Origin of the sequence: Methylobacterium variabile, from assembly GCF_001043975.1 — a bacterium.
GTDB classification, from domain to species: Bacteria; Pseudomonadota; Alphaproteobacteria; order Rhizobiales; family Beijerinckiaceae; genus Methylobacterium; species Methylobacterium variabile.
On record NZ_LABY01000024.1, the window covers coordinates 26531 to 49072 of the forward strand.

Here is a 22542-nt window from a genome sequence, read left to right on the forward strand (position 1 = left end):
CCTAGAACTCGATGCTGATGGCGGTCTCGGCGCCGTCGCCCCGCTCGGCGACGAGGCGCGAGGCCGGACGCAGGAACTCGTAGACGCGGAACCCCGCTGCAGCCTCGGCCGAGGCGACCGGCTGCGGGCTCACCAGCGTGCCCTGGACGCGCACGTACATCCGCTCGCGGTAGAGCCAGGCCTGGGCCCCGTTGGCCACGAGAGCCTGCGCCCCGGCCGGGGGCGTGCCGGCGCCGAACAGGTGCAGCAACGCCGTCGTGTCGGGTGGTCCGGCGGCCGGACCCGCAGGCCGCCCTCCGCCCTTGCGGGCCTGGCCGGGGCTGGCAGACGCCACCTTGACCAGCACAAGCGGTGAGGTGCCGGCGACCCGCACGGTGACGGGGATGTCCACCGTCTCGCTCGACCCGGAGAGGATCATCAGGGGGATCGGATATGAGATGTTCTCCAGCCGGATCAGGATGTTGCCCCAGGTGTCGAACCGGCACGGCATCAGGTTGATCGAGGTGGGCCGGTCCGCGCCCGCCGCGGGCGCGACCTGCGTCGCGCCCATCGCGGTATCCTGGCCGCACCCGGTCCCGTCCTGCGCGAACAGGCGTGGATCGTAGGCGACCGACGCGATCGGCCAGGGCGCGCCCTTGGTGTCGACGAAGGTGATCGGCGAGACTACCCCGTAGGCGAGGTGCAGCGTCTCCGGCGCCGCCCGGCTGACCTCCTGCGTCACGTTCAGCAGCCGGGGCTCGGGCCGCGGCATCCGCCCGTCGCGGCCCGGGAAGGTCCCGGCTCCCTGCGCGTCCTGCACCGCGCGGCGGATCTCCGAGATTTCGCCGGGTTTCAGGATCACGCCCTTCGTGCTGCCCAGCATGCGCTGGCGCAACTCTTCGAGTTCGGCTGGCGTCAATGGCCGAGGGGCAGGAGGGGGCGCCTGCGCCGTCGCCGCTCCCACGGGCGGAGCGCTGGCTGGCGAAAGACCTGCCGGAGGCACGCCGGCCGGGCGCCGCACACCGGGTCCTCCGGCCGACCCCGCCGGCGGTCCGACTTCCTGCGCGTGTGCGGCGGGAACCGCCCAGACGGCAGCCGCGACCAGGCAGCCCGAGGCCCACACTCGCATCATGGCCCTACCTGGTTGGTCAGTTGCTGTGTCGAGATCACCGAGTCGACCGCGATGCCGTTCGGGTTGATTGGCGAGGGATCGATCCGCACGATCGTCATCTCGAGCACACGCCGCTCGACCTTGGTCTCGACGTTGGTACGATAGAATATTTGCAGTGGAACCTCGACGCGCCAGTAGTAACGACCGGATGTTTTGCCTTCTTCGGCGATGTTGGCCGGATCCGTGGTGACGGCCGACACGGTTTGGTAGCCGAGAACGACCTTCTGAATGATCCCGCTCTCTTGGAGGGCGGCGCGGTAGCGGTCGCGTCCTTTGGGGGTGAACGATTGGCTGAGAGCGTTGTTGATGAGCGCGCGCCAGTTGGCATAGTCGTAGGAGTTCAGCTCGACGGCCGAGGAGACCGCGAATTCCTTCAGCCGTGCCTGGCTGATGTTGGGCTCGGAGAGCGGGATCGCTTCGCAGACGGCTTGGGCGTCAGACGTCCAAATGAACTGCTTGATCGGGTAGCGGTAGAACGCGTTGTAGAACAGCAGCAGATTAACGACGAGGGACAGGCACAGGAACATGGAGAGCAGCAGGATCCAGTACCACTGATTCCGCAGCATCATCCGGCCGGCATCGACCTCGCGGGAGATACGCTCGGCCGACTTCATGGCTCGGACTGTCCAGTTTGCTCCAGCAAAAGAGGTCGAGGAGCGACCACGGTCCTCACCTCGCAGCCGAAAACCCCGCCGTCGGCGACGTAGGGGATCACGTCGGCCCGTTTGAGACACACGTAGGTCAGCCACATCATCGCCATCAGCGAGGCGAACACGGCACCCGCGAGGAACGCCGAGGCACGCGCGTAGCTGGTCAGACGGTCGGCCAACGCCGAGGGCGACAAGCATCCTTGGGCCGAGGGCAAGCTGAATGCCCCGATCGATGCGCGGCGGGCCATCGGCTCAGCTTCCGGTCAGGACCGAGCGCAGCTTGGCATCGTCGCCCGCCTCGTACCCCACCATGATCGCGAGCCGCCCGTCCGGCCGTGGCACGAACATGGTTGGAACTCCGGGTCGCAACTGCGGCGCCGCGGCAAAGATCGCCGCGAAGGCCTCCTTGTTCTCGGCGAGCTTAGCGGTGGTCTCGGGGCTGGCTGCCTCGGCCGGCGCGATCTTGGTGGCAAAGGCGTTCTTGAGCGCCGCCACCCGATCAGGGCTGGAGAGGATCGCAGCCGCCATGCGGTTGCCGGCCTCGGGCTCGCCCAAGACGACGATCGGCACCCACCGCGCCGCGATCCGCCCGTGCAGGGCGGTGAACGCGGCATGGCAGTACGGGCAGCGGGGATCGAAGAAGATCGTCGCGACCTGTCCCACCGGCGTCCCGGCCGGGATGTCCGTGACGGCGTCGAGCTTGCCCAGTGACTCCATCACCTGCCGGGCGACCTTCGCGTCCTCAATCGTGGCGTAGGCCGCGTTCACGGCAGACTGATTGGAGGGCTGCACAGCCTGCGGGGAGGCAGAGCCCACCGCCGGCGAGGCAAGAACTAACTGACCAGTCGGCAAGGTTGCAGGGAGCGCCGCAGGGACTGCGGGTGCAGGTCCTGCCACAGGTTGATTAGGCGCATTTGCAGAGATCTGGATCTGGACCGGAACCCAGTTATGGCTTGTGGCAAGATAGACACATGCAACCAACGATCCGGCCCATGCCAAGTGTTTTGCAGCGGTCTCCATGCTGTGGATGCCTTATGAGAGTCGATGAACTCGTACGCAAGGCACTTATTGCGAAAATGCGCGCGGCATGTCAATGAGTGCTGGAATCATCGACTTTAAGCGGCGAAAATCGGAGTCATTATGACGTCAAATACGCGTCACACTATGGAATATATATTTAATCAAGTCGGCAAATACGCGCTTATATGTCGTGTATTAGACGATATACGATCAAACATGTTAGAGAAAATGTCATGAAATGTGGGCAGCAGTGTGAGCGGGAGATAGTAGAAACGAATCAGAAAAGAGAATTCAATCGTTGGTTGGCAAGCACAACCGTTGCGCTGCTGCTTGAGTTGGGGCTTCTTTTTGCGCCGCAACAAGCTGCCTCTCAGCCGGCAGCGCCTGAACATCAGAAGAAGAGCAGATCGAAATTCGAGTATCATGATGGGAGAGCTGATGAGAGACGTCCTTATCGACATCCGGATCTCGATATCGATCCTACAAATCTGAAAATGGAGGAGTTGAGGGAGCGTTTGAACGCCTTGGAAGAACGGTTGGAGCGGTTGGAATATCTATCGAACGGTTCTAAAAAGGTGCATTAATGAACATTCCAGATCTCGGCAGTTTGCTTGTTTCGTTGAGCGAGGTGTTCCCCCTCGTTGTCAACCTAATATTCCTGAGCATCTCCCTGCTCGGTATCTGGTATGGCACGTCCGGTCTCTACGCCCTCTACAATGTGGCAGCCGGCGAATACAAATTCTCCAACCGGCCGGTGACGGTTGACGCGGCCGTTGGCAAGCTCGCGCTGGGAAGCGCGATGATCGTCGCGCCGGTTCTGCTCTGGAAGTTCGCTAATAGCTTCGTTCTGGGCGGCGATGTCACTTTCAGCATGTTCAATTACGGCGCGTCGCCGCGCGGCCCGATCTGCGAGCAGATCAAGCTCGCCATTACCTACTTCTTCATGTGCCTCGGCGCGCTCGCCTGGCTCATCGCCGGCTTAAAGCTCTACCACGCTACGAGTGGCCAGCACGGCGGCCCGGACTCGGCGTTCCTCTATCTCGTCGGAGGCACGCTGGCATTTTTCGTGAACGACGTAGCGCAGCTCGTGAGCAACACGATCAAGATGGACGTGTCGTTCTCGAACGTCTGCACGATGATCAGGGGCTGAGGATGCCCCTGCTCCCTGCTCTGCTGATGCTGGTACCAGACCACTTGGTCCGGGTCTCAACGGCTGCGGCGAAAACGGCCGCCGAGTTCGGCGGCCAGAAAGGCGCCAAGCGGGGCCCGCGCTTCGAACATCCTTCCCTGCTCGAGCTGCCAGGCCCGGTAGCGCGATACCATCGCTGCGGCGCAGATCACGATACACAGGAGCAGCGCACCAAGCAGCGTAAGCCAGGAATGCGCGTAGACCGCCCAGGCGGCTGCCGCCACGCCGATAACTTCGGCTCCCACGAACAGCGTGAAGGCCTGCTGGCGCTCATGAGCCGCCAACTCGCGCATGTCGGCGCCCTCCAGGGCGAAGGTACGGCCGAGCTCGGCCAGCGAGTATTCGGCGCCGCATTTCGGGTTGTCGCATCTGCGCAGGTCGAGCCCGTCGGGAACGCCCACGAGCTGGCCGCGCCGGCAGTCCGGGCAGATGGCGCGGGTGCCGCCGAGGACCATTCCGGTGATGCTCGCGAAGCTTCGGTGCTCCGGCCCGACCCTGCGCGCGAGCCGTTCACTCATAAACGACCTGATCCCCATGGCTCCCACTCGTCCAGGATGTTTCTGCGTCCTGTCTTGCGGGACAATACGGGCCGCTGCGGCAGAATCAACATAAATAAAAACATTATGGGTGCTATTATGGATCGTTATCGCATCATATCTCTTGTTCGATTGATTATAATGCTGGTAGGAATGTCAGCTACACTTCAAGCGTGCGTCAGTGCGGGCAACAGTACCTCGGACCATGTCGATGCCAAGCTACGCGAGCACGAGATCTAACGCCATGCGCCTGAAGGGATGGTTCCTCTCCACCGCCCTGTGCCTCGCAGCTCAACCGGCCGCGGCCCAAATCGCCAACACGTTCTGTGCCCAGAACCCGGCCGCCTGCGCTCCGGTCGTGACCGGCTACGGTGCGGGGTACGGGGGTGCCTATGGCGGCTACGCGGCCCCGGTCTACGGCGGCTACGGGCCCGGCTACTCTGCTCCTGGATATGGCGGTTACGGGGGCTATGGAGCTTCTGGCTATGGCGGCTACGCTGCTCCCGGCTACGGTGGGTATCCGCCCCTGGGCTACTACGGCCCCGCCGGCATCGCCCAGGCCAACGCCCTCAGCGCCATTGCCAATGGTCCGCGGTACCTGCCCGGGGGGGACAGCCAGCCCTTCCCGTCCAACGTCGGCGACAACCAGCCGGCGCCCGCGCCGCCACACCCGGCCAATTCCGACTTCAGCCGCTACTCGGCCGGAGTCTTCGGCGACGCCAACCGCCCGACCAAGGTGGTCCAGCGCACGGCACGCACGGCCGGGATCCAGGACGGCTACCGCGACGAGTCAAGGCGCATCGCCGCCTACCTCGACACGCCCGAGATCTCCGCCCGCCTCGACGCCCGCTACCCCTTCCCGACGGTGATGGTCGGGCCCGACATCGTCGCTCCGGTGATGTCGGAGTTGCGCGAGGCGCGCCAGACCCTGACCCGCTCCCTCCTCGTCACCACGCTCGGGAGCTTCGAGATCCTGCGCGACGCGCGGGTCACGGTGCAGCCGCCGAACTGGCGCGACTACCTCACCGTGACACCGCCTCCGGAGGCCAAGACTACCTGGACGCCACCCAGAGGGGATGTGGAGCAGGCTAATTGGGACGTCGGCTACAAGGGCGGGCTAGAGGTCGGCGTAGCGCAGGCCCGGGCCGCCTTCGACGACGGCTTGGCGCGGCTCGAGCGGGATTTCTCCGGCATGCGCCGCTACCACGATCTCGCCGCGCAGGGCGCGGTCAGCCTGCCGATCCTCAAAGCCCGCGCCACCTCCCTCAAGGTCGGCCGAGACGGCCGGTCGGCCGCAGTCGAGCCGCGGCTCCTAAAGATTGTCGTCGCCCCAAAATTCCAGCGCACCGCGGCCGCCGCGGCCGCTTCTGCTGCTGAGTGAGCCATGCTCTGGACTGGCGCCACCCGCTACCCTGAGGACAACATCATCGTGCACGGCCGAGATGATGTGTGCCGCCTCCTCGTCCATGCCGTCGCGATCGACGCCAGCGACGTGATTTTCCAGTCCGGCCGGCCAGCGCTGGCGTCCGTCCACGGCCACCTCTGCGCGTTGACCCGGGTCTGGCTCCAGCCGTCGACGCTGGCGCGGATCGCGACCGAGCTGACCTCGACCGACTCGATCATGTCGAAGCTTTACTCGGGCCAGGACTTCGATCGCGCCATCACCATTGAGGACCGGGCTGGCGCCGGCCGAGACGGCGAGCCGATCCGGCACCGGTTCCGCATCAACGTGACTGCCGGCTACTACGAAGGCGACGTCGGCGTGCAGATCGTGTGCCGCCACATCCCGGCCGAGCCGCCGACCGTTGCCGGTCTCGAGATCGACGGCGACGTCGTCGCCGAGTCGACGCCTGCCCAAGGCGCCGTGATCGTCGCCGGCGAGACCGGCTCGGGGAAGACCACGACCCTTGCCGCCCTGTTGCGACGGATCCTCGAGGAGGAGACGCCGATCCACGGCAACGTGCTGACTTATGAAGCCCCGGTCGAGTTCGTGTTCGAAAACGTGCCGTCGGCGACCTGCACCGTCATGCAGCACGAGATCGGCCTGCACCTGCCCTCGTTCGCCGCCGGCGTGCGCAACTCGCTGCGCCGCAAGCCCGCCCTCATCATGGTGGGCGAGCTGCGCGACATGGACACGATCCTGGCCAGCGTCGAGGCGGCCCAGACCGGCCACCCGATCTATACCACCACCCATGCCAACGATGTCGCCCACATCCTGAGGCGCTTGACGTTGAAGTTCCCAGCCGACCTCCAGGTCCAGGCTTTCCACGACGTCCTGGCCAGCACCCACCTCCTCGTTTCGCAACTCCTGGTCCCGCGGGTCGGCGGCGGCCGTGTCTGCCTGCGCGAATGGCAGGTTCTCACCGACCGGGTCCGCCGCGAGGTGGCGCGCGGCGGTATGGCCGACGCCGTCGATACCTTGCGCACGATCATCGGGCGCGGCGAGGACGGCCGCTCGATGCGGGTCACCGTCATGGCAGCCGTCGAGCAGGGCGCGATCGATGTCAAGACCGCCCGCCGCGTTCTCGACCGCTACGGATACCGCGATGCCCGTCTCGCGGCGTAGCCTCCTTACCGGCCTCGCGGCACTCGCTGCCCTGCCCGCCTGCGGGCTCGACCGGGCCTACGCCTCAGCGCTTGTCGGTTCGGCCGCATTCCCGCTGCCCGTGCGGCTGTGGCTGCGGCGCGAGGGAACCGGCGAGGAAGTGAGCGCAATCGTCCGGACGCCAGATGGCTACAACGCGCGCGACCTCCTGCTGCTGTCCTGGCTCCTGCGCGATGTCCGGGACGCCAGCGCGGCGGTCTGGATCGACCCGCGCCTGTTCGACCTCCTCGCTGCGGTCCAGGGCGCGATGAGCGCGGTCCACGGCGCCGTGGTGCCGCTGATCGTCACCTCGGGCTATCGCACGCCCCAGCACAACGCCGGCCTCGAGGGCGCCGCCCGAGGCTCGCTGCATCTGGCCGGCCGTGCGGTCGACCTGAAAGCGCCTGGCTACGGCCCGGACGCGGTCGCCCTCGCCGGCGCGCTGTGCGGTCGCGGCGGCGTCGGGATCTACCCCTCGTTCTGCCACCTCGACATCGGCCAGGCGCGCGCTTGGGCCGGCGGACGCAAGGCGCCGCCAGCCGCGCAGGCGGTGCCAGGCACGCCGATCACCAAGCCTGAGGAGCCCGCATGAGTGATCGCCATCTCCCGTGGCGGTGGTCAGCCGTGCCGCTGCGGTTCTTTGGAATGCACGGCAGCATCGCGGCTTTCTTCCCCCTGCTGATCGTAACGGGCTTGAGCCGCTACACGTTCATCGCCATGGCTTTGTACGCCGCGTTCCTTGCGTATTGCAATCATCGCAAGATGGGGCCGATGCGGTTCCTCAAGTATATCTGGTCGAAATTTATCGAGGGTGGCAAATGGCCCGCTTTCTAGAACCGACCCCGCTCCGGATCCGGATGCGGACCTCGCTGCGCCTCGCCGTCCTCCTCGGCGGGCTCGCGCTCGCCGGTGCTGCCCCGGCCGCAGCTCAGTCAACCGGCAATAATTGCCTGGTGCGGCAGGCGGCCGACGCCGCCGTACAGCGCCAGATCGCCCTGATCGACGCCGCCAAGGTCAATCCGTCGAGCTTCTTCAACGGCCCGAACAGCTGTATCGCCGGGGACCTGCTCAAGCGGTTCGACCTGTCGAACCTGATCCCCGACCTGTCGGGGTTCCTCACCTCGGCGGCGACGAGCCTGATCTCGTCCGTGATCGACGCGGCCAAGCGGCAGGTGTGCCAGATCCTCGACGATCAACTCCGGGACACGATCCGCAGCATTAACCAACAGATGACGAGCTTCCAGAGCTCGATCACCGGCGACTTGTTCCGGCAGCTCAACGGCTCGATCTCGCCGATCGCCATTCCGAACATCAGCGGCATCGGGTCGTACAATCTCATTCAGAACTCGGCGTTCGGCTCGGCGCTCAACTTGAGCCAGACACCGCAGAGTGCGTCTCCCGTCGTAGTGCAGCAAGGCGCTTCAGTTCCGGCTGCCGCTCCGGTCATCTCGGCCCCGGCGCCGTCTAGGGACAATTTCGGAGGCATGTTCCAATGATCCGTGCGGCTTTCCTCTCCGCAACCCTGTTCCTGACTGCCGTTGGCTCTGCGCGGGCCGAGAAACTCTCTCTTCCAGTCGGCGACTGGGCATACTCACCTGTCTCTCCAACGGGCTGCAAGAGGCCGTCGCTTACAATCGAGAAAGATCGGCTGATCCAACGCATCGACCAAGAGGCTATTCGCGGCGAAGCCAGATGCAAAATTCTCAAAATCAGACGACAGGGCAGGGGTATAGTTTTTATCGACACCAAATGCGACTGGGATGCTCACATTCCTCAAGGAATGCGCGAGAGTCCAGATAACGAAAATGATGATTCATTTTCTCTCAAATTCATCAGCCCGAAGAAGATACTGTTCAACAACAGCGAACACGAGCTTTGCGCGCGTAAGTCGGAGGGTGGTCGATGATCCGCGCTGCCGCACTAGCTTTCGCGTTGATCGCGCTTGGCCTCTCGCAGGGTACGGCATGGGCCGGCACCTGCCTCTCGGCCGACATCATGAAGCCGTCAGGTCAGCGGGTTTCTTCGCCTTACGGGGTCAATAGATCCGGCCGGCCAGGTGCTTCGGCCGGTTATCACCAAGGTATGGACATCGTAAACAGTGAAGGTGCGGGGACCCCAATTCATTCCGGATCGGCCGGAAGTATTTTGTACCATCATTTCGGAGGCGGCGGCATCATCGCTGATGTTGTTTCTGGAGATACGCGGTTTCTTTATTTACATATGAACACGACAACGCTTAAAGAAGGACAATCTGGTCAGGTTGCCGCCGGCGATCAGGTCGGCACGATGGGGTGCAAGGGCATGAAGCAATGTGCCCCCCATCTCCATCTCGGCACGCTCCTCAAGGGTAGCGCCATCTCAACAACCAGTACCAACGGTCGCGTCTGGAAGATGTATTCTGGCAAGGGCGCCAGTCCTCTCACCGCCGATGCGATAAAATCTGCTGTCCCGGATGCTTGGTACTACGTCAATCCTGAGCCATTCCTGCCCCGCCAGCTCCCAATCTCCAACAAATACCCAGACATGGCGGGCGGGCCACGCGACACGACTCTGCCCAAGACCTGCTCGCCCGGCGCCAACGAGGGCGCCGTCAGCGAGACCGTGTCGCGGTCCGACACCCAATCTCAGCAGAAAGCTATCGCCAGCGCGGCCGAGAAGGCCAGTGGATCCGAGGACCACGCGGTCAAAGTCGCCAACCAGCCGAACCGCAGCCTCTACATCGAACTCGCCCGGATCAACGCGGTCGAGCTGACCGCCAATACCCTCGACTACGATGCGCAGATGGATGCCGCGCTCGCCCAGCTCGTCGCTCTCTACGCCCTGGATGCCCGGTCCATGGAGAGCAAACCGTGACGCGGCTGCACCTCCTCCTTCCGGCGAGCGCCGTCCTCGCCGCTGCCCTCGCGTCCCCGGTCCAGGCACAGGGGATTCTCCCGCAATGGGAGATCTCCCTGCAGCGCCTTTTGTCCGGCATGAAGGTGTCCGGCGTGCAATCGAGCGCCACTGCGCTCCAGACCACCAACGGCCACAAGGCGGCAGCCGAGGCCACTGCCTCGACCCTGGTGAGCCAGGACAACGCCCTGCGCCTTGCCCGGGCCCAGCACCAGTACGGCTACGATACCGGCACGGGCTATGCCGCCTGCACGCTCGCTCTCGGTCTCTCGCAGGAGCGTGATAGCGCTGCTTCCGCGACGAAGGTCCGCCAAGCCTTCCGCTCGGCCGACCAGCGCTGGATGACCAACGGCGGTGACGCCGCCGAGCGCACGGGCGCCACCCTCGAGCAGCGCCGCACCTTCTACTGTTCGCCCTCCGAGCAGGACACCGGCTGGTGCACCGGCGCCAAGCCAGGAGGCTTTGGCGCCGGCGACTCGGACGCCGCGCCCTGGCTGTTCAATCGCGACTACGGCGGCGAGGAGGTGATGACCGCGGCCGACTACCTCGATGTCGTCGCCCCCCTGCCCACGGTAAAGCCCAACCCTGCCACCGCTGAGGAGGATGCCGCCCTCGTCCGTGCTCTTCGCCATGGCGCGATCATGAGTAGCGCCCGGGCCAGCCTCGTTGGCGTGATCGTAGGCGGCATGGGCGGTGACAGCCGCCAGGGAGGCACGCCATGACCCGGTTTCGCCTGCCTGCGGTCGGGGGCTTAAACGCCGTCATTGTGGCGATCAGTGTCGTCGCCCCGGCCAAGGCTCAGACCTGCTTCGGGGTCGAAGCGCGCGTCAACGTTGCCACCTCGGCCCTCACCACAGCCATCACCGGCGCGATCACCACTACCGAGGCCGCCCTGGTCGCCCAAGAGATCGCTGAGCGGGCTCGCCTTCTGTCCGCCGTCAAGGTCCTGACTGCGCAGTCGGCGGCCGGATCCGACCAGGTCTCGAATGGCTTCCGGGCATCCAGCGAGGCGCTCGCCACTACCGTTGTCACTCAGGAGCAGCGCCAGGCCGTAGCGTTCGCCGCCCACCGCTACGGCTCCATCGGCTACGATCCGTGCGGGTCGAATATTAAGGCCCAGGCCCTCTTTACAGCGATGATGGGTTCCACGGCCATCCGCCAGCAGATCGTCGCGCCGGTCCGGTCCCAGCCCGGCCGTTACGCCGATCCGAAGGACTGGGTCGCCGACGTGAAGAGCGGCGACGCCCCCGACGGTGCCTCCCTCTACAGTGGCGACACCGCGGCAGCCTCGCGGTTCATCAACGCGATCGTCGGCCCGCCCGACCCGCAGCCGCGCAACTCCGGCGCGAGCGCCACCAACGACCTTGCCCGGCTGGAGAAGACCGGCCGCGATACCTATCGCTCGATGACGGCCAGCGTGCTCGCCGACATTGCCGCCGATTACCGGACCGACGGCCCGATCGCGCAGGCCCGGACCCTCTCGAGCCACTGGCAGGGCAACGACGGCGGTGCGGCGTGGGCGGCGGGTGTGGCCGGCCAGCACGACCGCGGCATCATCCAGGACGCGGTGCGGATGGAGGCGGCCAACCTCGCCCTCGTCGCCCACCAGATCAAGCGTGGGATGCGCACCGAGGCCACCGCCGCAGCGCTGCTGCTCGCCATGGTCAACGCCCGCATCTCGAACAGCGTCGCCGCGCCTGGCCGCGGGTCCGCCAGCCCAGCGAGCTTCCAGACGCCATGAAGCAGCTTCTCATCGCCGCGTCCGTCGCCGCCCTCACTTGCGCCCTCGCCGCGTCGGCAACGGCGCAGACCTGCTTTGTGGCCGACCCGATCTGGATCGCGGGCCACAACAGCGCCACCGCCACCCTGACCACCCGAGTGGCCACGATGGGCACCAACATCGCCACGCAACGCAGCCTCACCCTCGAAATGCTTCTCTCGGCCATGAAGGTCCAGACGGCGCAGACCTCAACCAACGGCGAGCGCGAGGTGAACCTCGTCAGCAACACCCAGCAGGCCGTCGCCGCCAGCCTGTCCCAGGTCGCCCAACGCCGCGCCCTGGTGGATGCCCGCGAGCAATACTCGATCGATACCGGTCAGGGCGTGAACGCCTGCGGCTCGATCGACCTGATGAACTCGACCAACCGCGCCATGGGCAACGTCATCATGATTGGCCGAGAGACCTACCGCGGCCTCGACGTGGCGCCGGGCAAGAACGTTCCGGTCCAGCAGGCGACCCGCGACCGCTTACAGGATCCGACCAAGACCGACGCCACCGTGCTCCTCGATCCCTCCGCCAGCGACGACGACCGCAAGAGCGTCATCCAGGCGATGGCCGGCCTGCCGATGCCCAAGCCCACCGCCGCGATGCCGGGCTCCGAGGCCGACCTGATGATGCTGCGCGCGCGCCGGGTCGAGGCCCTGCGCTCGCCCGCCCTCGTCTCGCTCAGTGCCGTGCGGGCGATGTCGATCGCCGAGGGTCACGAAGTCGGCAGTGCCACCCCCTCCCCCCTCGCGCAGCTCGACATGCTCATTAGCCAGTACGGCGGCGGGCCTCAGTACGAGGCGTGGTCGGCCGGGCTCGCCGGCCAGTCCGAACATGGGCTCCTGATCGAGCTCACGCGCATGCGTTCGATGTCGCTGGCGCTGCGCCAGCAGCTCATCGAGCAGCAGGCCCGCACCTCGGCGGTGTTTGGCACCATCCTGGCCACTCAAGCAGGCGGCAACCTGTAGGGAACTCCCATGCTTCGCAGGACCGCCACCGCCACCAGCGCTGGCAGCTTCGGCCTTCTTGCGGCCGCGACGGCCGCCCAGAGCCAGACAACGGGCAAGGAGATGTTCACGCCGGTCCAGAACGACCTGGCGCTCATCAACCTGCGCAAGCTCCTTGGCTGCGTGGTCGATGGCGTGTGGACCGCCGCCACCTGCACCGACGACCGGCCGCTCACCGTCGCCTTGGGGTACTTCAACGTTGGCTGCCTGATCCTCTCGACGATCCTTGGCTGCTACCTGCTCTACTCGATGGTCGCCGACACGGCAAACGACGGCCAGGCATTCGGGCGGCAATCGAGCACCAAGTACACCCTCCTGCGGGTTATGACCGGCGCGATCCTCAGCCTGCCGATCAAGTCCGGATTGTCACTCGTACAGATCTTGGTAGTGCAGATCGCGGTCTGGGGCTCGGGCTTTGGCGACACCCTCTGGACCCGAGTCGCTGGGACCCAGCTCACCGGCATGTACGGCACGCTCACCCAGCCGGCCCAGGCGCTCGGCGACTTCGCTCTGCGCGGCAACCTCGCCAAGGTGCTGGAAGGACGCCTCTATGGCCACGTCTGTGCCCAATCGTTGCAGCAATATGCCAACAACGTCTCAGGTCGGAACAATGCCGCGTCGATCGTCTCCCGAACCATCGTCGATAGAGGAAGTTTCGGATCGTGGAGCCCGCAAACGACAACCTACTATTTTGCTGATTCTAACGGGTATTTCCGCAGATCAAACAACCTCTGTGGGTCTGTGATCTACGAGCACCAGAAGATCAGTGTGAACTTCGACGACGCTAATGACGCCAGCACGACAGCAACCCTGATCGCTCTGGCTGAGCAACAGAGTCAGCGCGCGTTTCAGGCGGCGATCGGCGGCCTCGACAGGGCCGCGAGCGGGATCGCCACGACCATCATGTCCGGCAGCCGCGACGACGAGTCAATCAAAAACCGTATCAAGGAGGCGGTCGACTCAGCATATAGCAGCGTCAACCAAATCTTGACTCAGAGTAGCAACAATCAACTAAACCAAGCGCTTCGCAACTACCTTTCGAACTCCACAGAGAACGGCTGGCTCTCTGCCGCAATGTGGCAGCGCTCGATGAGCCTCGTTCAAGCCAAGCTCTTGGCCGCCTCCGCCGGTCCGAGCGCCTCCGTAAGGGCAGTGCCCCCGGCCAGTATCACCACCTACATGCCCTCTCTCGGCCACAGCGCCTACTGGCCGCTCGTCGAGGAGGCGCAGCGCAACGTCACTTACGTCGGGACGTTCAGCGGTTACATCGCCGCGCAGGGCTCAGGCAGCGTCGCGCGCATCACCAGCGATGATCCGGCCGCGCAAGCAGACCCGCCCAGCCAGTTCGCGAGGGCACTCTCGGCCATCTACTCGGGCGTGCTCAGCGTCATCAGCAGGCCCGAGAGCGGGTCGTGGAAAGATCCAATCCTCGAGGTGCAGGAGATCGGCCAGAGCATTGCGAATTGGGGTCTCGCAGCGACGGGGGCAGGTGCCGGATCCGACTTTGTCGGGTGGGGTTTGGGGTTACTGAAACACCCGGTTGCACACGTAACGCAACAAGGACTCGAGAGGGCTTCTGGCTTCTTATATTTTCTAGCTACTATCCTGTTCGCGGCCGCTTTCATGCTGGTCGGCCTCGTACCATTCGTCGTCATCGTCCATTTTCTAATGGCGACCTTCAACTGGTTTCTCGTTGTTGCTGAGGCGATGATCGCCGTACCGATCTGGCTCCTCACCAAGTTCATGCCGGCCCGCTCCGATAGCTTCGTCGGCAACAGCGGTCAGGGCTACATATTCTTCCTCGGCATCCTGCTCCGTCCACCCCTCATTGTGATCGGTCTGCTCGTTTCACTCCTGCTGATGCGGGTAGGCATCGACATCACCAACATCTTCTTCCGAGGGGCGCTCGCGATGATCTCGCCCGACGGCACTATCGCCTACGCGATGGTCGGGACCGCTGGGCTGTTCGTCTACGCCGTCATCCTGTTCTCAATTGTAATGCTGTCCGCCGGCCAGATCAGCGCGTTGCCTGAGACCGTGTTGTCATGGGTCGGTGCGCAGATCGAACGCCGCACAGGGAACACGACTGCGATGGCCGCGGCCGGCATCTTCATGCCGACCTCGCCCAACCAGATCCTAAGCAGAAACGCGAGCAGAACAGCTGGCGCCTTGGTCTCTGGCACAATGTTAGGCTCGCGCCAGTCCGGCAAGACCATGCTTTCGCTGATACGCGGCCAGGACAAGGGTAAGGGATTGTAATCGATGAACGATGCTACACCTAAAGAAGTCGCGACGCATTTCGGGATTGCGACTGCCCTCTCCCTGTCGGCGATCGCCGCCCCGTTCGTGCCCGAAGTGATCCTGGCCTACGCCGGATACCGCTTCTTGCACCACTTCACCTATGGCTGGCGCACTTGGCGGGCGCCGGCACGCGTGCCTCTCCATCTTGGACGACGTGGCTACCGCGACGACACCACGCGTCTGCGCGGCGACGCCACCTGGCCGATTGGCCTTGCTGCCACGGGCCAGGTTTGGCTTCGACGCCAAGACCTCGTTCAGGGCCTGTCCTTAGAAGGCAATACCCCGACTTGGCACAAGATGGCGATCAGCAGCCTCGTCTTCGGCGCCTGTGCCAATTGCATTGGCGCCATCATCATTCAGCATGACACCGAGGACGAGGAGATGCTATCTGGCCAACTTGCCGACGTGGCAAGACCCTTCGGGCGGGACAACGAGATCTACTCCATCGACTTCAAGGTCGTGCCAACCCCACCGCTGCGGATCGCGCCCTCGACCCTGGCTGCAGCCGTCGCGGATCTGCGCCTGGTGCCCGAGGCCAGCGCTCTGCACGCGGCGCTCATGCCGATCCTCATAATGCTCGGCGCCCGCCACAAGAAGAACCCGTTTGAGCTCTACCCAGCCTTCGTCGACGAAGCCGCACTCGATCGTCTAGTTAGAGGTGAGTACGAAATCGGCCGAGGGGAGGCCAGCGCTGCGCAGCTCTCGTCCGCCGACGGTGCCGCCCTCAAGGCGGCGATCAAACCGCTCCGTGACATCGTGAAGGAGAAGCGTGAGGTCGGGCGCAAAGCCCTCGCAGCTCACGCGGTGGAGATTGCCAGCCTCAAAAGCGTTTCGCTCTCTGATGGCTTCGAGCTGCGCTCGGCTATCTCGGCCGGCGGGTTGGTCTGCATCCGCCCTTCCTCCCCCCTCACCACTGCGCTCGTGATCGCGCGCTGCATTGAAGCTCTTGCGGAGGACCGACCAGGCCACGGCGCGAACAGCCTCATTCACGTGGTCTATCCTGAGACCTTGTCGGGTGGTTCAGCAAGGCGCTTTCGGGCCGCTGCCATGAAGGCGGGCGCGATCAGCAGCCTCTCCCTCCCAGCGAGACCGGTCAGTCACATTGACAAGGCGACCCGGAAAATCGGTGCTCTGCGCATCCAGGAGAGACCGACTGCGCTCGCTACCAAGCCCAGCACCGGTAAGATCATCTCTACAATTAAGGATTGTCCATTTGTGTTGGACATCACGCTTCCAGCAGGAACCAATCTCTAATTTGCCAATTTATAAAAAACGATGATCTATGCACAGTGTACGAATATATTTAAAAATTTGATAAAATCAAAATAATGAAATGTTAGATATATACAGTTAAATCTAAGATATTGTCATCTCAAATTGATCAAAGATGCGTGAACATGTTAATTTTCGAGCAAGGCATGTTTGTAGCGGCCGAATATGTACCGTTTCATCGGCTTTGAATGGGTAATCTGGCCTTCAGTCTACCTATTCGATACTGCTTCGGCAGCGTCGCGACAACCGCAGCCCTGTACAGCCGCATGCAAGCCTAACTGAGGTAGGAACTACCCGCGGAGCAACCAAACCGAGTCCGGCTCATGGTCGGAAGTACGACACCTCGAAGGGCGGGGCGCTCTTAGGCCGCGCTGGCGGGCGCCCACTTACAAAAATCAGCGCGGTTGAGCCAGCGATGAAAATATTCAGCGGAGCGCCGGCCGCGTCCGGAGGCCTACCGTCGCGGCGATCTTGCGGGGGCTTACAAAAATCAGCGTGCAGGAGCGATTGTCCTGTGATCGGGCGGGATCCGGAGCCCATTTGAGGAGCGATATGGCGCGGATCCCGCTGAGTTTTGCCAAATGGGCTCCCCGAGGCGCTGATTTTTTACACCTTCGGCACGAAGGACGGATGCCGGCGAGGCCTGACAGGCTCCGGGAATGGCGCTCCTGCGCTGAGTTTTGTAAAAATTCCCGTTCGCCACATCAAAATTCGGAAAACCGAAGATTGCGTATGGGCGGCGACTCCCGCCTGATAAGCTCCAGGTTGCCGTTCGATTGGCACGAGGAGATCGAGGCCGGCCATGAATGCCGCAGAAGCCCGCCAGTTGAGCCTGTGGGAGCAGAGCCTGCTACACCCTGAGAGTGTGACGACTGGGTCGCGGCAGAGCGTCGGCCCAGCCGTCGAAGGCCGCATGGATGTGTCTTTCCTCCACAAGGGCTTCTGCATCGCCGGGCTTCCGCTCCGCCGCCCAAAGAACACGATGGAACCGTGGAGCCGGCGTGACGGCCGGTTCTCACTGACCGTCGAGCCAGCCCGCTTCGTTCTGCCCAACGGGTGTCAGATCGAGGTTGGGGTGCCTTTCGGGCCCAAAGCCCGCCTCCTCTCGATGTGGTTGGCCACCGAGGCGCGTGATCCGCGGCGCAGCGCCGGCGATCGCTGGATGGAGATGGGCCGGATCACAGAGTGGCTGCAAGCGGTTGGACTGCCTGTCACAGGCGGAGAGCGGGGATCGATTGGTCCGACTAAGGACCAGCTGGTCCGTCTCAGCTTTCCTATCTTCACGATGATCCTAAATGGAGATGAGGGTGGACACGTCTTCAAGCGCGAGAGCTTGATCGAAGGGGGCGCCTTTAAGGACGATGATCTTGAGGTCTGGGCGTCGGGCGGTCACAGCGCTATGCGCTGGCCGGAAGCCTTGATGCTCAGCCAGAACGCCTACGATCGCTTCACGCGGCATTCGATCCCTGTGCCGACAGCGCGTTTAAAGCAAGTCGCACACAACGCTATGGCAATCGATATTCTGGTCTATCTTTGTTACCGCTTGCCTCTTCTATCCCACGGTGAGAGCGAACTGCTGACCTGGCGCGATCTGATGGCCCAGTTCGGCTCCTCTGAGTTCGCCTCACGCTTCAAGCAAGCCTTCTCGGAGTCGATCAAGAGAACGCTCGACGCTTATCCTGAGGCGAATGTCGCGATGACGGGAGAAGGACTTGTGCTGCGACACTCGGAGCCCGCCGAGCTGCGTCGTGCCTTCGTCGCGATGGCCAAAAGCGCAGCCCGTCGCACCTCTACGAAGTCGCGATCTCGCAAAGCCGCACGTGTCGTGGATCAGACCGGCGGCTGCGAGAGCGAAGTGGGTCTGCTAGTTCCGGTAGAGGCTGCGCTGACGCGCCAGTCTCCCACCAACGATTCCGTTGCCAACCGCGCTCACCGCGTCGCGTTGGCAGTCGATTAGCCTTCAACCCCGAACGGAGCAATCTGGCAAAAGAAAAGGCCCCCGAGACAATCGCCCCGGAAGCCCTCTCTGTCGTCTGGACAACCTCAGAGAATCATTCCCGGACATCGCTGTCAAGCATGTACGACGTGGCTTCGCCTCGGCGGACGCTGTTCTCTTGCCTCAACCCAGGCGAGGACGATGCATCCTGGATCTCAACCCACGACGCCCTTCGGACGGCGGCCACTCTCGCTCGCCATGATGGCTGCGCAGTCAACGGCTAAGGCCTGCCCTGAAGACGCCGTCGCGCACAAATGGCGCATTTTCCGCGACATCACCGAGGCGAAGAACCGTCTCGCTGTATCGGACCGTGCTCTCGCGGTTCTCAGCGCACTGCTCACATTCCATCCAGAAACGGCGCTAGCACCGGGCACGGAACTCGTGGTCTTTCCCTCGAACCGCGAGCTATTAATGCGGTCGCATGGCCCCTCCCCAGCGACGCTGCGGCGGGCCTTGTCCCAGCTCGTCGACGCTGGTCTGGTAATTCGGCGCGATAGCCCGAACGGTAAGCGGTACGCACGCCGTGATACCGATGGGGCAATCACACAAGCCTTTGGATTCGATCTGACGCCGCTGCTTGCACGGGCTTCGGAGTTCGCAGATCTCGCACAGGAGGTTCGGATGGCAGCACGAGCGTGTGTGCTCCTGCGCGAGCAGATCGCCCTACATCGCCGCGATATCATCAAGACCCTCGCCATGGCCGCGGAAGTACGTTGGCCAGGTCCGTGGTCGACGCTGACGGATCGGTTCATGGAACTCGGCGGCATGCCCAGGCGTAGCGCTGCCAAGCCCCTTCTTCAAGCAGCAGCCGAGGCGCTGCGGGCGCTGCGTGAAGAGGTGGATAAGTGGCTGTCTGAGGCACTGGAAACTACGAAAATGAGCACCAATGAGTCTCAGAGTGAGCGCCACTATCAGAGTTCAAAAACAGATCCTGCTAAAGAATCTGAACAGCGCTTCCGAGGAAGCCTGGCCGGTACCGCACAGCTCGATCCGGAAGCGACGCGGACCGCGCCTCGTTCATTCCCGTTGCCAATGGTGCTCCAAGCCTGTCCTGAAGTGGTTCTGTACGCACGCAGTGGTATCAGGGATTGGTCTGATTTATTGACTGCTGTCCAAGTCGTTCGTCCATCACTTGGAATCAGTCCGAGTGCCTGGAGCGAGGCTGTCGCTGCTATGGGACAGGAACAGGCCCTAGTCGTGTTGTCCGTAATCCTTCAACGCGCTGCGGTGATTCACGCGCCGGGAGGTTACCTGCGGGCTTTAACGCGTAAAGCACGATCTGAGGGATTCTCGGCTTGGCCGATGCTTCTCGCCCTGTGGCGGCTGCAGAACGCGTCCGTCGGAGCCAAAGCCAATGGCGATCTCCCTCGGCAGACCGGTTGACCGCGGTCAACTCGGCCGCGGTCGTGACGCGCATATGCCGTGGAAGGTGTGGTGTAATGAAAGGCATGGCCGTTAACATTTTGTTAACCTTTCCTATGCAGGTCTCACGGCAGGGCGGCGATAGCCGCCGCAAAAACCGTGACAGGAGTTCGGAACCGTGACCAACTCCGCGGCGCTCGCCGCCTCACCTTCCTCACTCTCAGCCGCGCTGGCGATGCATGATTTGATCGCCAGCGACGCGCAGGCATTGTCGGCGAAACTTCAGTCGCATCGGCAGCGCCTGTTCCCGCCCAAGGCCCGAAAACAGCTGAGACGCTTCTCATCCGGGGAAGCGGCTCGCCTCATTGGCGTTGATGATGGTTACCTGCGGCGCCTGTCTCTCGACGGAAAGGGGCCTGCTCCCGAGATAGGACCGTCCGGTAGGCGTTCATACTCAAGCGAAGATATTCAGGCGTTGCGTGGGGTGCTCGATGAGAGTGCAAAAACCGGGCGGCGTTACCGGAAGGATCGCCGAGCCAATGAACATCTGCAAGTCATTGCTGTCGTAAACTTCAAAGGGGGGTCAGGTAAAACAACGACCGCGGCACATCTTGCTCAACATATGGCCCTTCAAGGATATCGGGTCCTTGCAGTCGATCTTGATCCCCAGGCAAGTTTATCTGCCTTGCATGGGATACAACCTGAGTTTGATGTGCGAGATAACGAAACTCTCTACGCGGCAATTCGATACGATGACGCACGTCTTCCTTTGACAGATGTCATTCAAGAGACCTATTTTCCCGGTCTTGATCTAGTACCAGGTAACCTCGAGTTGATGGAGTTCGAGCACGAGACTCCGCGCGCGCTCCTCACTCGGCAAAGCGATGAGGACTCCTTGTTCTTCACACGCTTTGCACAGGCACTCGCACCAGTAGGCTCGCGCTACGATGTCGTCGTAGTCGACTGCCCACCTCAGCTTGGCTACCTAACACTCTCGGCGTTGTGTGCGGCCACTAGCGTACTTGTCACTGTGCATCCGCAGATGCTCGATGTTATGTCGATGTGCCAGTTCTTGTTGATGACTTCCGAGATGCTCGGGGTGGTCGCTAAAGCGGGCGGTGACATGAACTACGATTGGATGCGTTATCTCATCACGCGTTACGAACCAACTGATAGTCCTCAGACGCAGATGGTTGCTTTCATGCGAACATTGTTCGGGGAACGCGTGCTCACGAACGCGATGCTGAAAAGCACGGCCGTGTCCGATGCTGGCATTACCAAACAAACCCTGTTTGAAGTCAGCCGTGACCAGTTCACCCGTGCGACCTATGACCGAGCCGTGGAGAGCCTGAACGCGGTCAATGGTGAGATCGAATCGCTGATTCGCACGGCGTGGGGACGCTGACCGGATGTCCCGCAAGCATCTTCTCGCCGGTCTTTTCGACTCTACCGAGGCGGCCGAGTTGACCGCGGTCAACTCACCTGCGGCTGCTTCGGAGCCTGAGCACTCGAAAGGGGGAACCTCTCCGCTCCTTCCCAGCTTCGCGGGCCGAGGCGCCGTCGGTGCAATGAGTCGTTCGCTCGAACGTTTGACTGCTCAGGCCGGGTCTGCGCGCCTCGTAGAGGACCAGCTCAAGTCTGGGAGTGTCGCCGTCGATCTCGATCCCAAGCTCGTTGATCCTTCACCAGCCCCAGATCGACTGCCGGTGGTCGATAGCACAGTCGAGACCGCCTTTATCGAGGTTATCCGCGCGCAAGGGCAGCAAACACCCATTTTGGTGAGGCCACATCCCTCGATTAACGGACGCTACCAGGTTGCGTTCGGTCATCGTCGGCTCCGCGCCGCTGCTGCTCTGGGCCGACCCGTCCGCGCGTTGGTCAAAACGCTCACAGACGCCGAACTCGTCGTCACCCAGGGACAAGAGAACAACGCTCGGGAGGACCTCAGCTTCATCGAGCGGGCCGCGTTCGCCCTGACGCTGGAACGACTCGGGCACGGACGGGACGTGATCATGGCTGCCCTACTCGTCGACAAGACCGAGTTGTCGCGCCTGATCGCGGTGCGGCGTGCAGTGCCGGACTTTGTGGTTGCGGCGGTGGGCCCCGCACCGAAAACAGGTCGACGTCGGTGGATGCGTCTGGCGGATCTGCTCGCCAGTCCGGACATGCAGGCGCGCACGCACGAGATCATCGCTGAAGAGACCTTCACGATCCTCTCCTCCGATATGCGCTTTCAGCGGATATTCGAAGCTGTAAAACCTGCACCACCTCCAGAATCATCCTTTGCGACGATTAAGGGGCTGACGGGGGAGGGGAGCCACTTAGCCCGGATTGAGCGAACGCCCACGACCGTGGGTCTGATCATCGATGAGACGCTTCATCCAGAGTTCGGCGATTTCTTGATCCAACGCCTACCTGAGTTCTTCGCGGCTTTCCAACGCGAACGTTCTCAAAAGCCCTGTAGTCCTGCGTGAACCCCGGCGCGATCTTCCTCAAGCATCGAACGAACTCCCCCTTATGCTAGGATCAATTGGATGCTTCCACCGTCCGCTGGAAGCTTGCCTCGACGGCATTAGCGGCCTTCGACGGGTACAAACCGTGAGCGGGCCCGGGAACTTGCCCCGATGCGGCCACCTCACCGCCTGGGACGGTGTGGACTACCAGGCGATCGTCGACAGCGCTCTCGACTTCGCAATCATCACCATCGTCCATGAGGGACAAATTACTGCCTGAATCTGGGCGCCGAGCGCATCCTGTAATGGTCGGTCGAGGTGATGGTCGGAGTAAGCGCTCGGTGACGCTTCCTTTTACCCACATC

23 protein-coding genes are annotated in these 22542 nt (G+C 63.1%); 18 read left to right on the top strand and 5 right to left on the bottom strand.

The window, feature by feature from the left end; all coding sequences use genetic code 11:
• Position 1 precedes the first annotated feature (1 nt).
• The 4 genes from VQ02_RS04065 to VQ02_RS04080 form a co-directional block, all read right to left on the bottom strand.
• Entirely contained in the window at positions 2 to 862 is an 861-nt protein-coding gene (locus VQ02_RS04065; RefSeq protein WP_232389518.1) for a DotH/IcmK family type IV secretion protein, read from the bottom strand.
• Between the two features lie 245 nt (positions 863 to 1107).
• Complete coding sequence (locus VQ02_RS04070) at positions 1108 to 1764, bottom strand: DotI/IcmL family type IV secretion protein (RefSeq protein ID WP_048442880.1); 657 nt, start codon at positions 1762 to 1764, stop codon at positions 1108 to 1110.
• Entirely contained in the window at positions 1761 to 2048 is a 288-nt protein-coding gene (locus VQ02_RS04075; protein ID WP_048442881.1) for a hypothetical protein, read from the bottom strand. Before VQ02_RS04075 ends, VQ02_RS04070 begins: the two co-directional genes overlap by 4 nt.
• A 4-nt stretch (positions 2049 to 2052) precedes the next feature.
• Positions 2053 to 2568: a thioredoxin domain-containing protein gene (locus VQ02_RS04080; RefSeq protein WP_232389517.1), complete on the bottom strand. Its 516-nt coding sequence runs from the start codon at positions 2566 to 2568 to the stop codon at positions 2053 to 2055.
• A gap of 485 nt (positions 2569 to 3053) precedes the next feature.
• Here VQ02_RS04080 and VQ02_RS36685 point away from each other — a divergent pair, with 485 nt between their 5' ends.
• Entirely contained in the window at positions 3054 to 3404 is a 351-nt protein-coding gene (locus VQ02_RS36685) for a hypothetical protein (protein WP_157080483.1), read from the top strand.
• Positions 3404 to 3970: a hypothetical protein gene (locus VQ02_RS04085; protein WP_245239619.1), complete on the top strand. Its 567-nt coding sequence runs from the start codon at positions 3404 to 3406 to the stop codon at positions 3968 to 3970. The genes VQ02_RS36685 and VQ02_RS04085 overlap by 1 nt, the downstream gene beginning before the upstream one ends.
• A gap of 56 nt (positions 3971 to 4026) precedes the next feature.
• Here VQ02_RS04085 and VQ02_RS04090 read toward each other — a convergent pair whose 3' ends face one another.
• On the bottom strand, positions 4027 to 4527 hold the full coding sequence (locus VQ02_RS04090; RefSeq protein WP_232389515.1) for a hypothetical protein: 501 nt from the start codon (positions 4525 to 4527) through the stop codon (positions 4027 to 4029).
• A gap of 262 nt (positions 4528 to 4789) precedes the next feature.
• Between VQ02_RS04090 and VQ02_RS04095 the strand changes: the two genes are divergently transcribed.
• From VQ02_RS04095 to repB, 16 genes are all read left to right on the top strand, one after another.
• Positions 4790 to 5926 (top strand): type IV secretory system conjugative DNA transfer family protein, encoded by a 1137-nt coding sequence (locus VQ02_RS04095; RefSeq protein ID WP_048442884.1) that lies wholly within the window; start codon positions 4790 to 4792, stop codon positions 5924 to 5926.
• A gap of 66 nt (positions 5927 to 5992) precedes the next feature.
• Positions 5993 to 7111, top strand: a complete 1119-nt coding sequence (locus VQ02_RS04100; RefSeq protein ID WP_245239620.1) for a type IV pilus twitching motility protein PilT — start codon at positions 5993 to 5995, stop codon at positions 7109 to 7111.
• On the top strand, positions 7092 to 7721 hold the full coding sequence (locus VQ02_RS04105; protein WP_048442886.1) for a YcbK family protein: 630 nt from the start codon (positions 7092 to 7094) through the stop codon (positions 7719 to 7721). Before VQ02_RS04100 ends, VQ02_RS04105 begins: the two co-directional genes overlap by 20 nt.
• Positions 7718 to 7963 (top strand): hypothetical protein, encoded by a 246-nt coding sequence (locus tag VQ02_RS04110; protein ID WP_048442887.1) that lies wholly within the window; start codon positions 7718 to 7720, stop codon positions 7961 to 7963. Before VQ02_RS04105 ends, VQ02_RS04110 begins: the two co-directional genes overlap by 4 nt.
• Positions 7948 to 8625, top strand: a complete 678-nt coding sequence (locus VQ02_RS04115) for a hypothetical protein (protein ID WP_048442888.1) — start codon at positions 7948 to 7950, stop codon at positions 8623 to 8625. The genes VQ02_RS04110 and VQ02_RS04115 overlap by 16 nt, the downstream gene beginning before the upstream one ends.
• On the top strand, positions 8622 to 9035 hold the full coding sequence (locus VQ02_RS36690) for a hypothetical protein (protein WP_157080484.1): 414 nt from the start codon (positions 8622 to 8624) through the stop codon (positions 9033 to 9035). Before VQ02_RS04115 ends, VQ02_RS36690 begins: the two co-directional genes overlap by 4 nt.
• Complete coding sequence (locus tag VQ02_RS35330; protein WP_083469038.1) at positions 9032 to 9982, top strand: M23 family metallopeptidase; 951 nt, start codon at positions 9032 to 9034, stop codon at positions 9980 to 9982. Before VQ02_RS36690 ends, VQ02_RS35330 begins: the two co-directional genes overlap by 4 nt.
• On the top strand, positions 9979 to 10743 hold the full coding sequence (locus VQ02_RS04125) for a hypothetical protein (RefSeq protein WP_048442890.1): 765 nt from the start codon (positions 9979 to 9981) through the stop codon (positions 10741 to 10743). Before VQ02_RS35330 ends, VQ02_RS04125 begins: the two co-directional genes overlap by 4 nt.
• Positions 10740 to 11762 carry a hypothetical protein gene (locus VQ02_RS04130; RefSeq protein ID WP_048442891.1) on the top strand — a complete coding sequence of 341 codons (1023 nt, stop codon included), beginning with the start codon at positions 10740 to 10742 and terminating at the stop codon, positions 11760 to 11762. Before VQ02_RS04125 ends, VQ02_RS04130 begins: the two co-directional genes overlap by 4 nt.
• Positions 11759 to 12754 (top strand): hypothetical protein, encoded by a 996-nt coding sequence (locus tag VQ02_RS04135; RefSeq protein ID WP_048442892.1) that lies wholly within the window; start codon positions 11759 to 11761, stop codon positions 12752 to 12754. The genes VQ02_RS04130 and VQ02_RS04135 overlap by 4 nt, the downstream gene beginning before the upstream one ends.
• A gap of 9 nt (positions 12755 to 12763) precedes the next feature.
• Entirely contained in the window at positions 12764 to 15052 is a 2289-nt protein-coding gene (locus VQ02_RS04140; protein ID WP_048442893.1) for a DotA/TraY family protein, read from the top strand.
• A 3-nt stretch (positions 15053 to 15055) separates the two neighbouring features.
• Positions 15056 to 16348 carry a hypothetical protein gene (locus VQ02_RS04145; protein WP_048442894.1) on the top strand — a complete coding sequence of 431 codons (1293 nt, stop codon included), beginning with the start codon at positions 15056 to 15058 and terminating at the stop codon, positions 16346 to 16348.
• 931 nt (positions 16349 to 17279) lie between these two features.
• Positions 17280 to 18323 carry a replication protein RepA gene (locus tag VQ02_RS04150; protein ID WP_165088692.1) on the top strand — a complete coding sequence of 348 codons (1044 nt, stop codon included), beginning with the start codon at positions 17280 to 17282 and terminating at the stop codon, positions 18321 to 18323.
• A 180-nt stretch (positions 18324 to 18503) separates the two neighbouring features.
• The gene (repC, locus tag VQ02_RS35335) at positions 18504 to 19745 is read left to right on the top strand and encodes a plasmid replication protein RepC (RefSeq protein WP_083469039.1); all 1242 of its coding nucleotides are present in this window, start codon (positions 18504 to 18506) and stop codon (positions 19743 to 19745) included.
• 214 nt (positions 19746 to 19959) lie between these two features.
• Positions 19960 to 21129, top strand: coding sequence for a plasmid partitioning protein RepA (repA, locus tag VQ02_RS04155; RefSeq protein WP_048442902.1), 1170 nt, complete (start codon positions 19960 to 19962; stop codon positions 21127 to 21129).
• 4 nt (positions 21130 to 21133) lie between these two features.
• Positions 21134 to 22198 carry a plasmid partitioning protein RepB gene (gene repB / locus VQ02_RS35080; RefSeq protein WP_048442896.1) on the top strand — a complete coding sequence of 355 codons (1065 nt, stop codon included), beginning with the start codon at positions 21134 to 21136 and terminating at the stop codon, positions 22196 to 22198.
• Positions 22199 to 22542: the final 344 nt, after the last annotated feature.

Coding starts and splice junctions, on each gene's coding strand:
- VQ02_RS04065 (WP_232389518.1), bottom strand. CDS start 862: ATGCTGGGCAGCACGAAGGGCGTGATCCTGAAACCCGGCGAAATCTCG.
- VQ02_RS04070 (WP_048442880.1), bottom strand. CDS start 1,764: ATGAAGTCGGCCGAGCGTATCTCCCGCGAGGTCGATGCCGGCCGGATG.
- VQ02_RS04075 (WP_048442881.1), bottom strand. CDS start 2,048: ATGGCCCGCCGCGCATCGATCGGGGCATTCAGCTTGCCCTCGGCCCAA.
- VQ02_RS36685 (WP_157080483.1), top strand. CDS start 3,054: ATGAAATGTGGGCAGCAGTGTGAGCGGGAGATAGTAGAAACGAATCAG.
- VQ02_RS04085 (WP_245239619.1), top strand. CDS start 3,404: ATGAACATTCCAGATCTCGGCAGTTTGCTTGTTTCGTTGAGCGAGGTG.
- VQ02_RS04090 (WP_232389515.1), bottom strand. CDS start 4,527: ATGAGTGAACGGCTCGCGCGCAGGGTCGGGCCGGAGCACCGAAGCTTC.
- VQ02_RS04095 (WP_048442884.1), top strand. CDS start 4,790: ATGCGCCTGAAGGGATGGTTCCTCTCCACCGCCCTGTGCCTCGCAGCT.
- VQ02_RS04105 (WP_048442886.1), top strand. CDS start 7,092: ATGCCCGTCTCGCGGCGTAGCCTCCTTACCGGCCTCGCGGCACTCGCT.
- VQ02_RS04110 (WP_048442887.1), top strand. CDS start 7,718: ATGAGTGATCGCCATCTCCCGTGGCGGTGGTCAGCCGTGCCGCTGCGG.
- VQ02_RS04115 (WP_048442888.1), top strand. CDS start 7,948: ATGGCCCGCTTTCTAGAACCGACCCCGCTCCGGATCCGGATGCGGACC.
- VQ02_RS36690 (WP_157080484.1), top strand. CDS start 8,622: ATGATCCGTGCGGCTTTCCTCTCCGCAACCCTGTTCCTGACTGCCGTT.
- VQ02_RS35330 (WP_083469038.1), top strand. CDS start 9,032: ATGATCCGCGCTGCCGCACTAGCTTTCGCGTTGATCGCGCTTGGCCTC.
- VQ02_RS04130 (WP_048442891.1), top strand. CDS start 10,740: ATGACCCGGTTTCGCCTGCCTGCGGTCGGGGGCTTAAACGCCGTCATT.
- VQ02_RS04135 (WP_048442892.1), top strand. CDS start 11,759: ATGAAGCAGCTTCTCATCGCCGCGTCCGTCGCCGCCCTCACTTGCGCC.
- VQ02_RS04140 (WP_048442893.1), top strand. CDS start 12,764: ATGCTTCGCAGGACCGCCACCGCCACCAGCGCTGGCAGCTTCGGCCTT.
- VQ02_RS04145 (WP_048442894.1), top strand. CDS start 15,056: ATGAACGATGCTACACCTAAAGAAGTCGCGACGCATTTCGGGATTGCG.
- VQ02_RS04150 (WP_165088692.1), top strand. CDS start 17,280: ATGGATGTGTCTTTCCTCCACAAGGGCTTCTGCATCGCCGGGCTTCCG.
- repC (WP_083469039.1), top strand. CDS start 18,504: ATGCATCCTGGATCTCAACCCACGACGCCCTTCGGACGGCGGCCACTC.
- repA (WP_048442902.1), top strand. CDS start 19,960: ATGCATGATTTGATCGCCAGCGACGCGCAGGCATTGTCGGCGAAACTT.
- repB (WP_048442896.1), top strand. CDS start 21,134: ATGTCCCGCAAGCATCTTCTCGCCGGTCTTTTCGACTCTACCGAGGCG.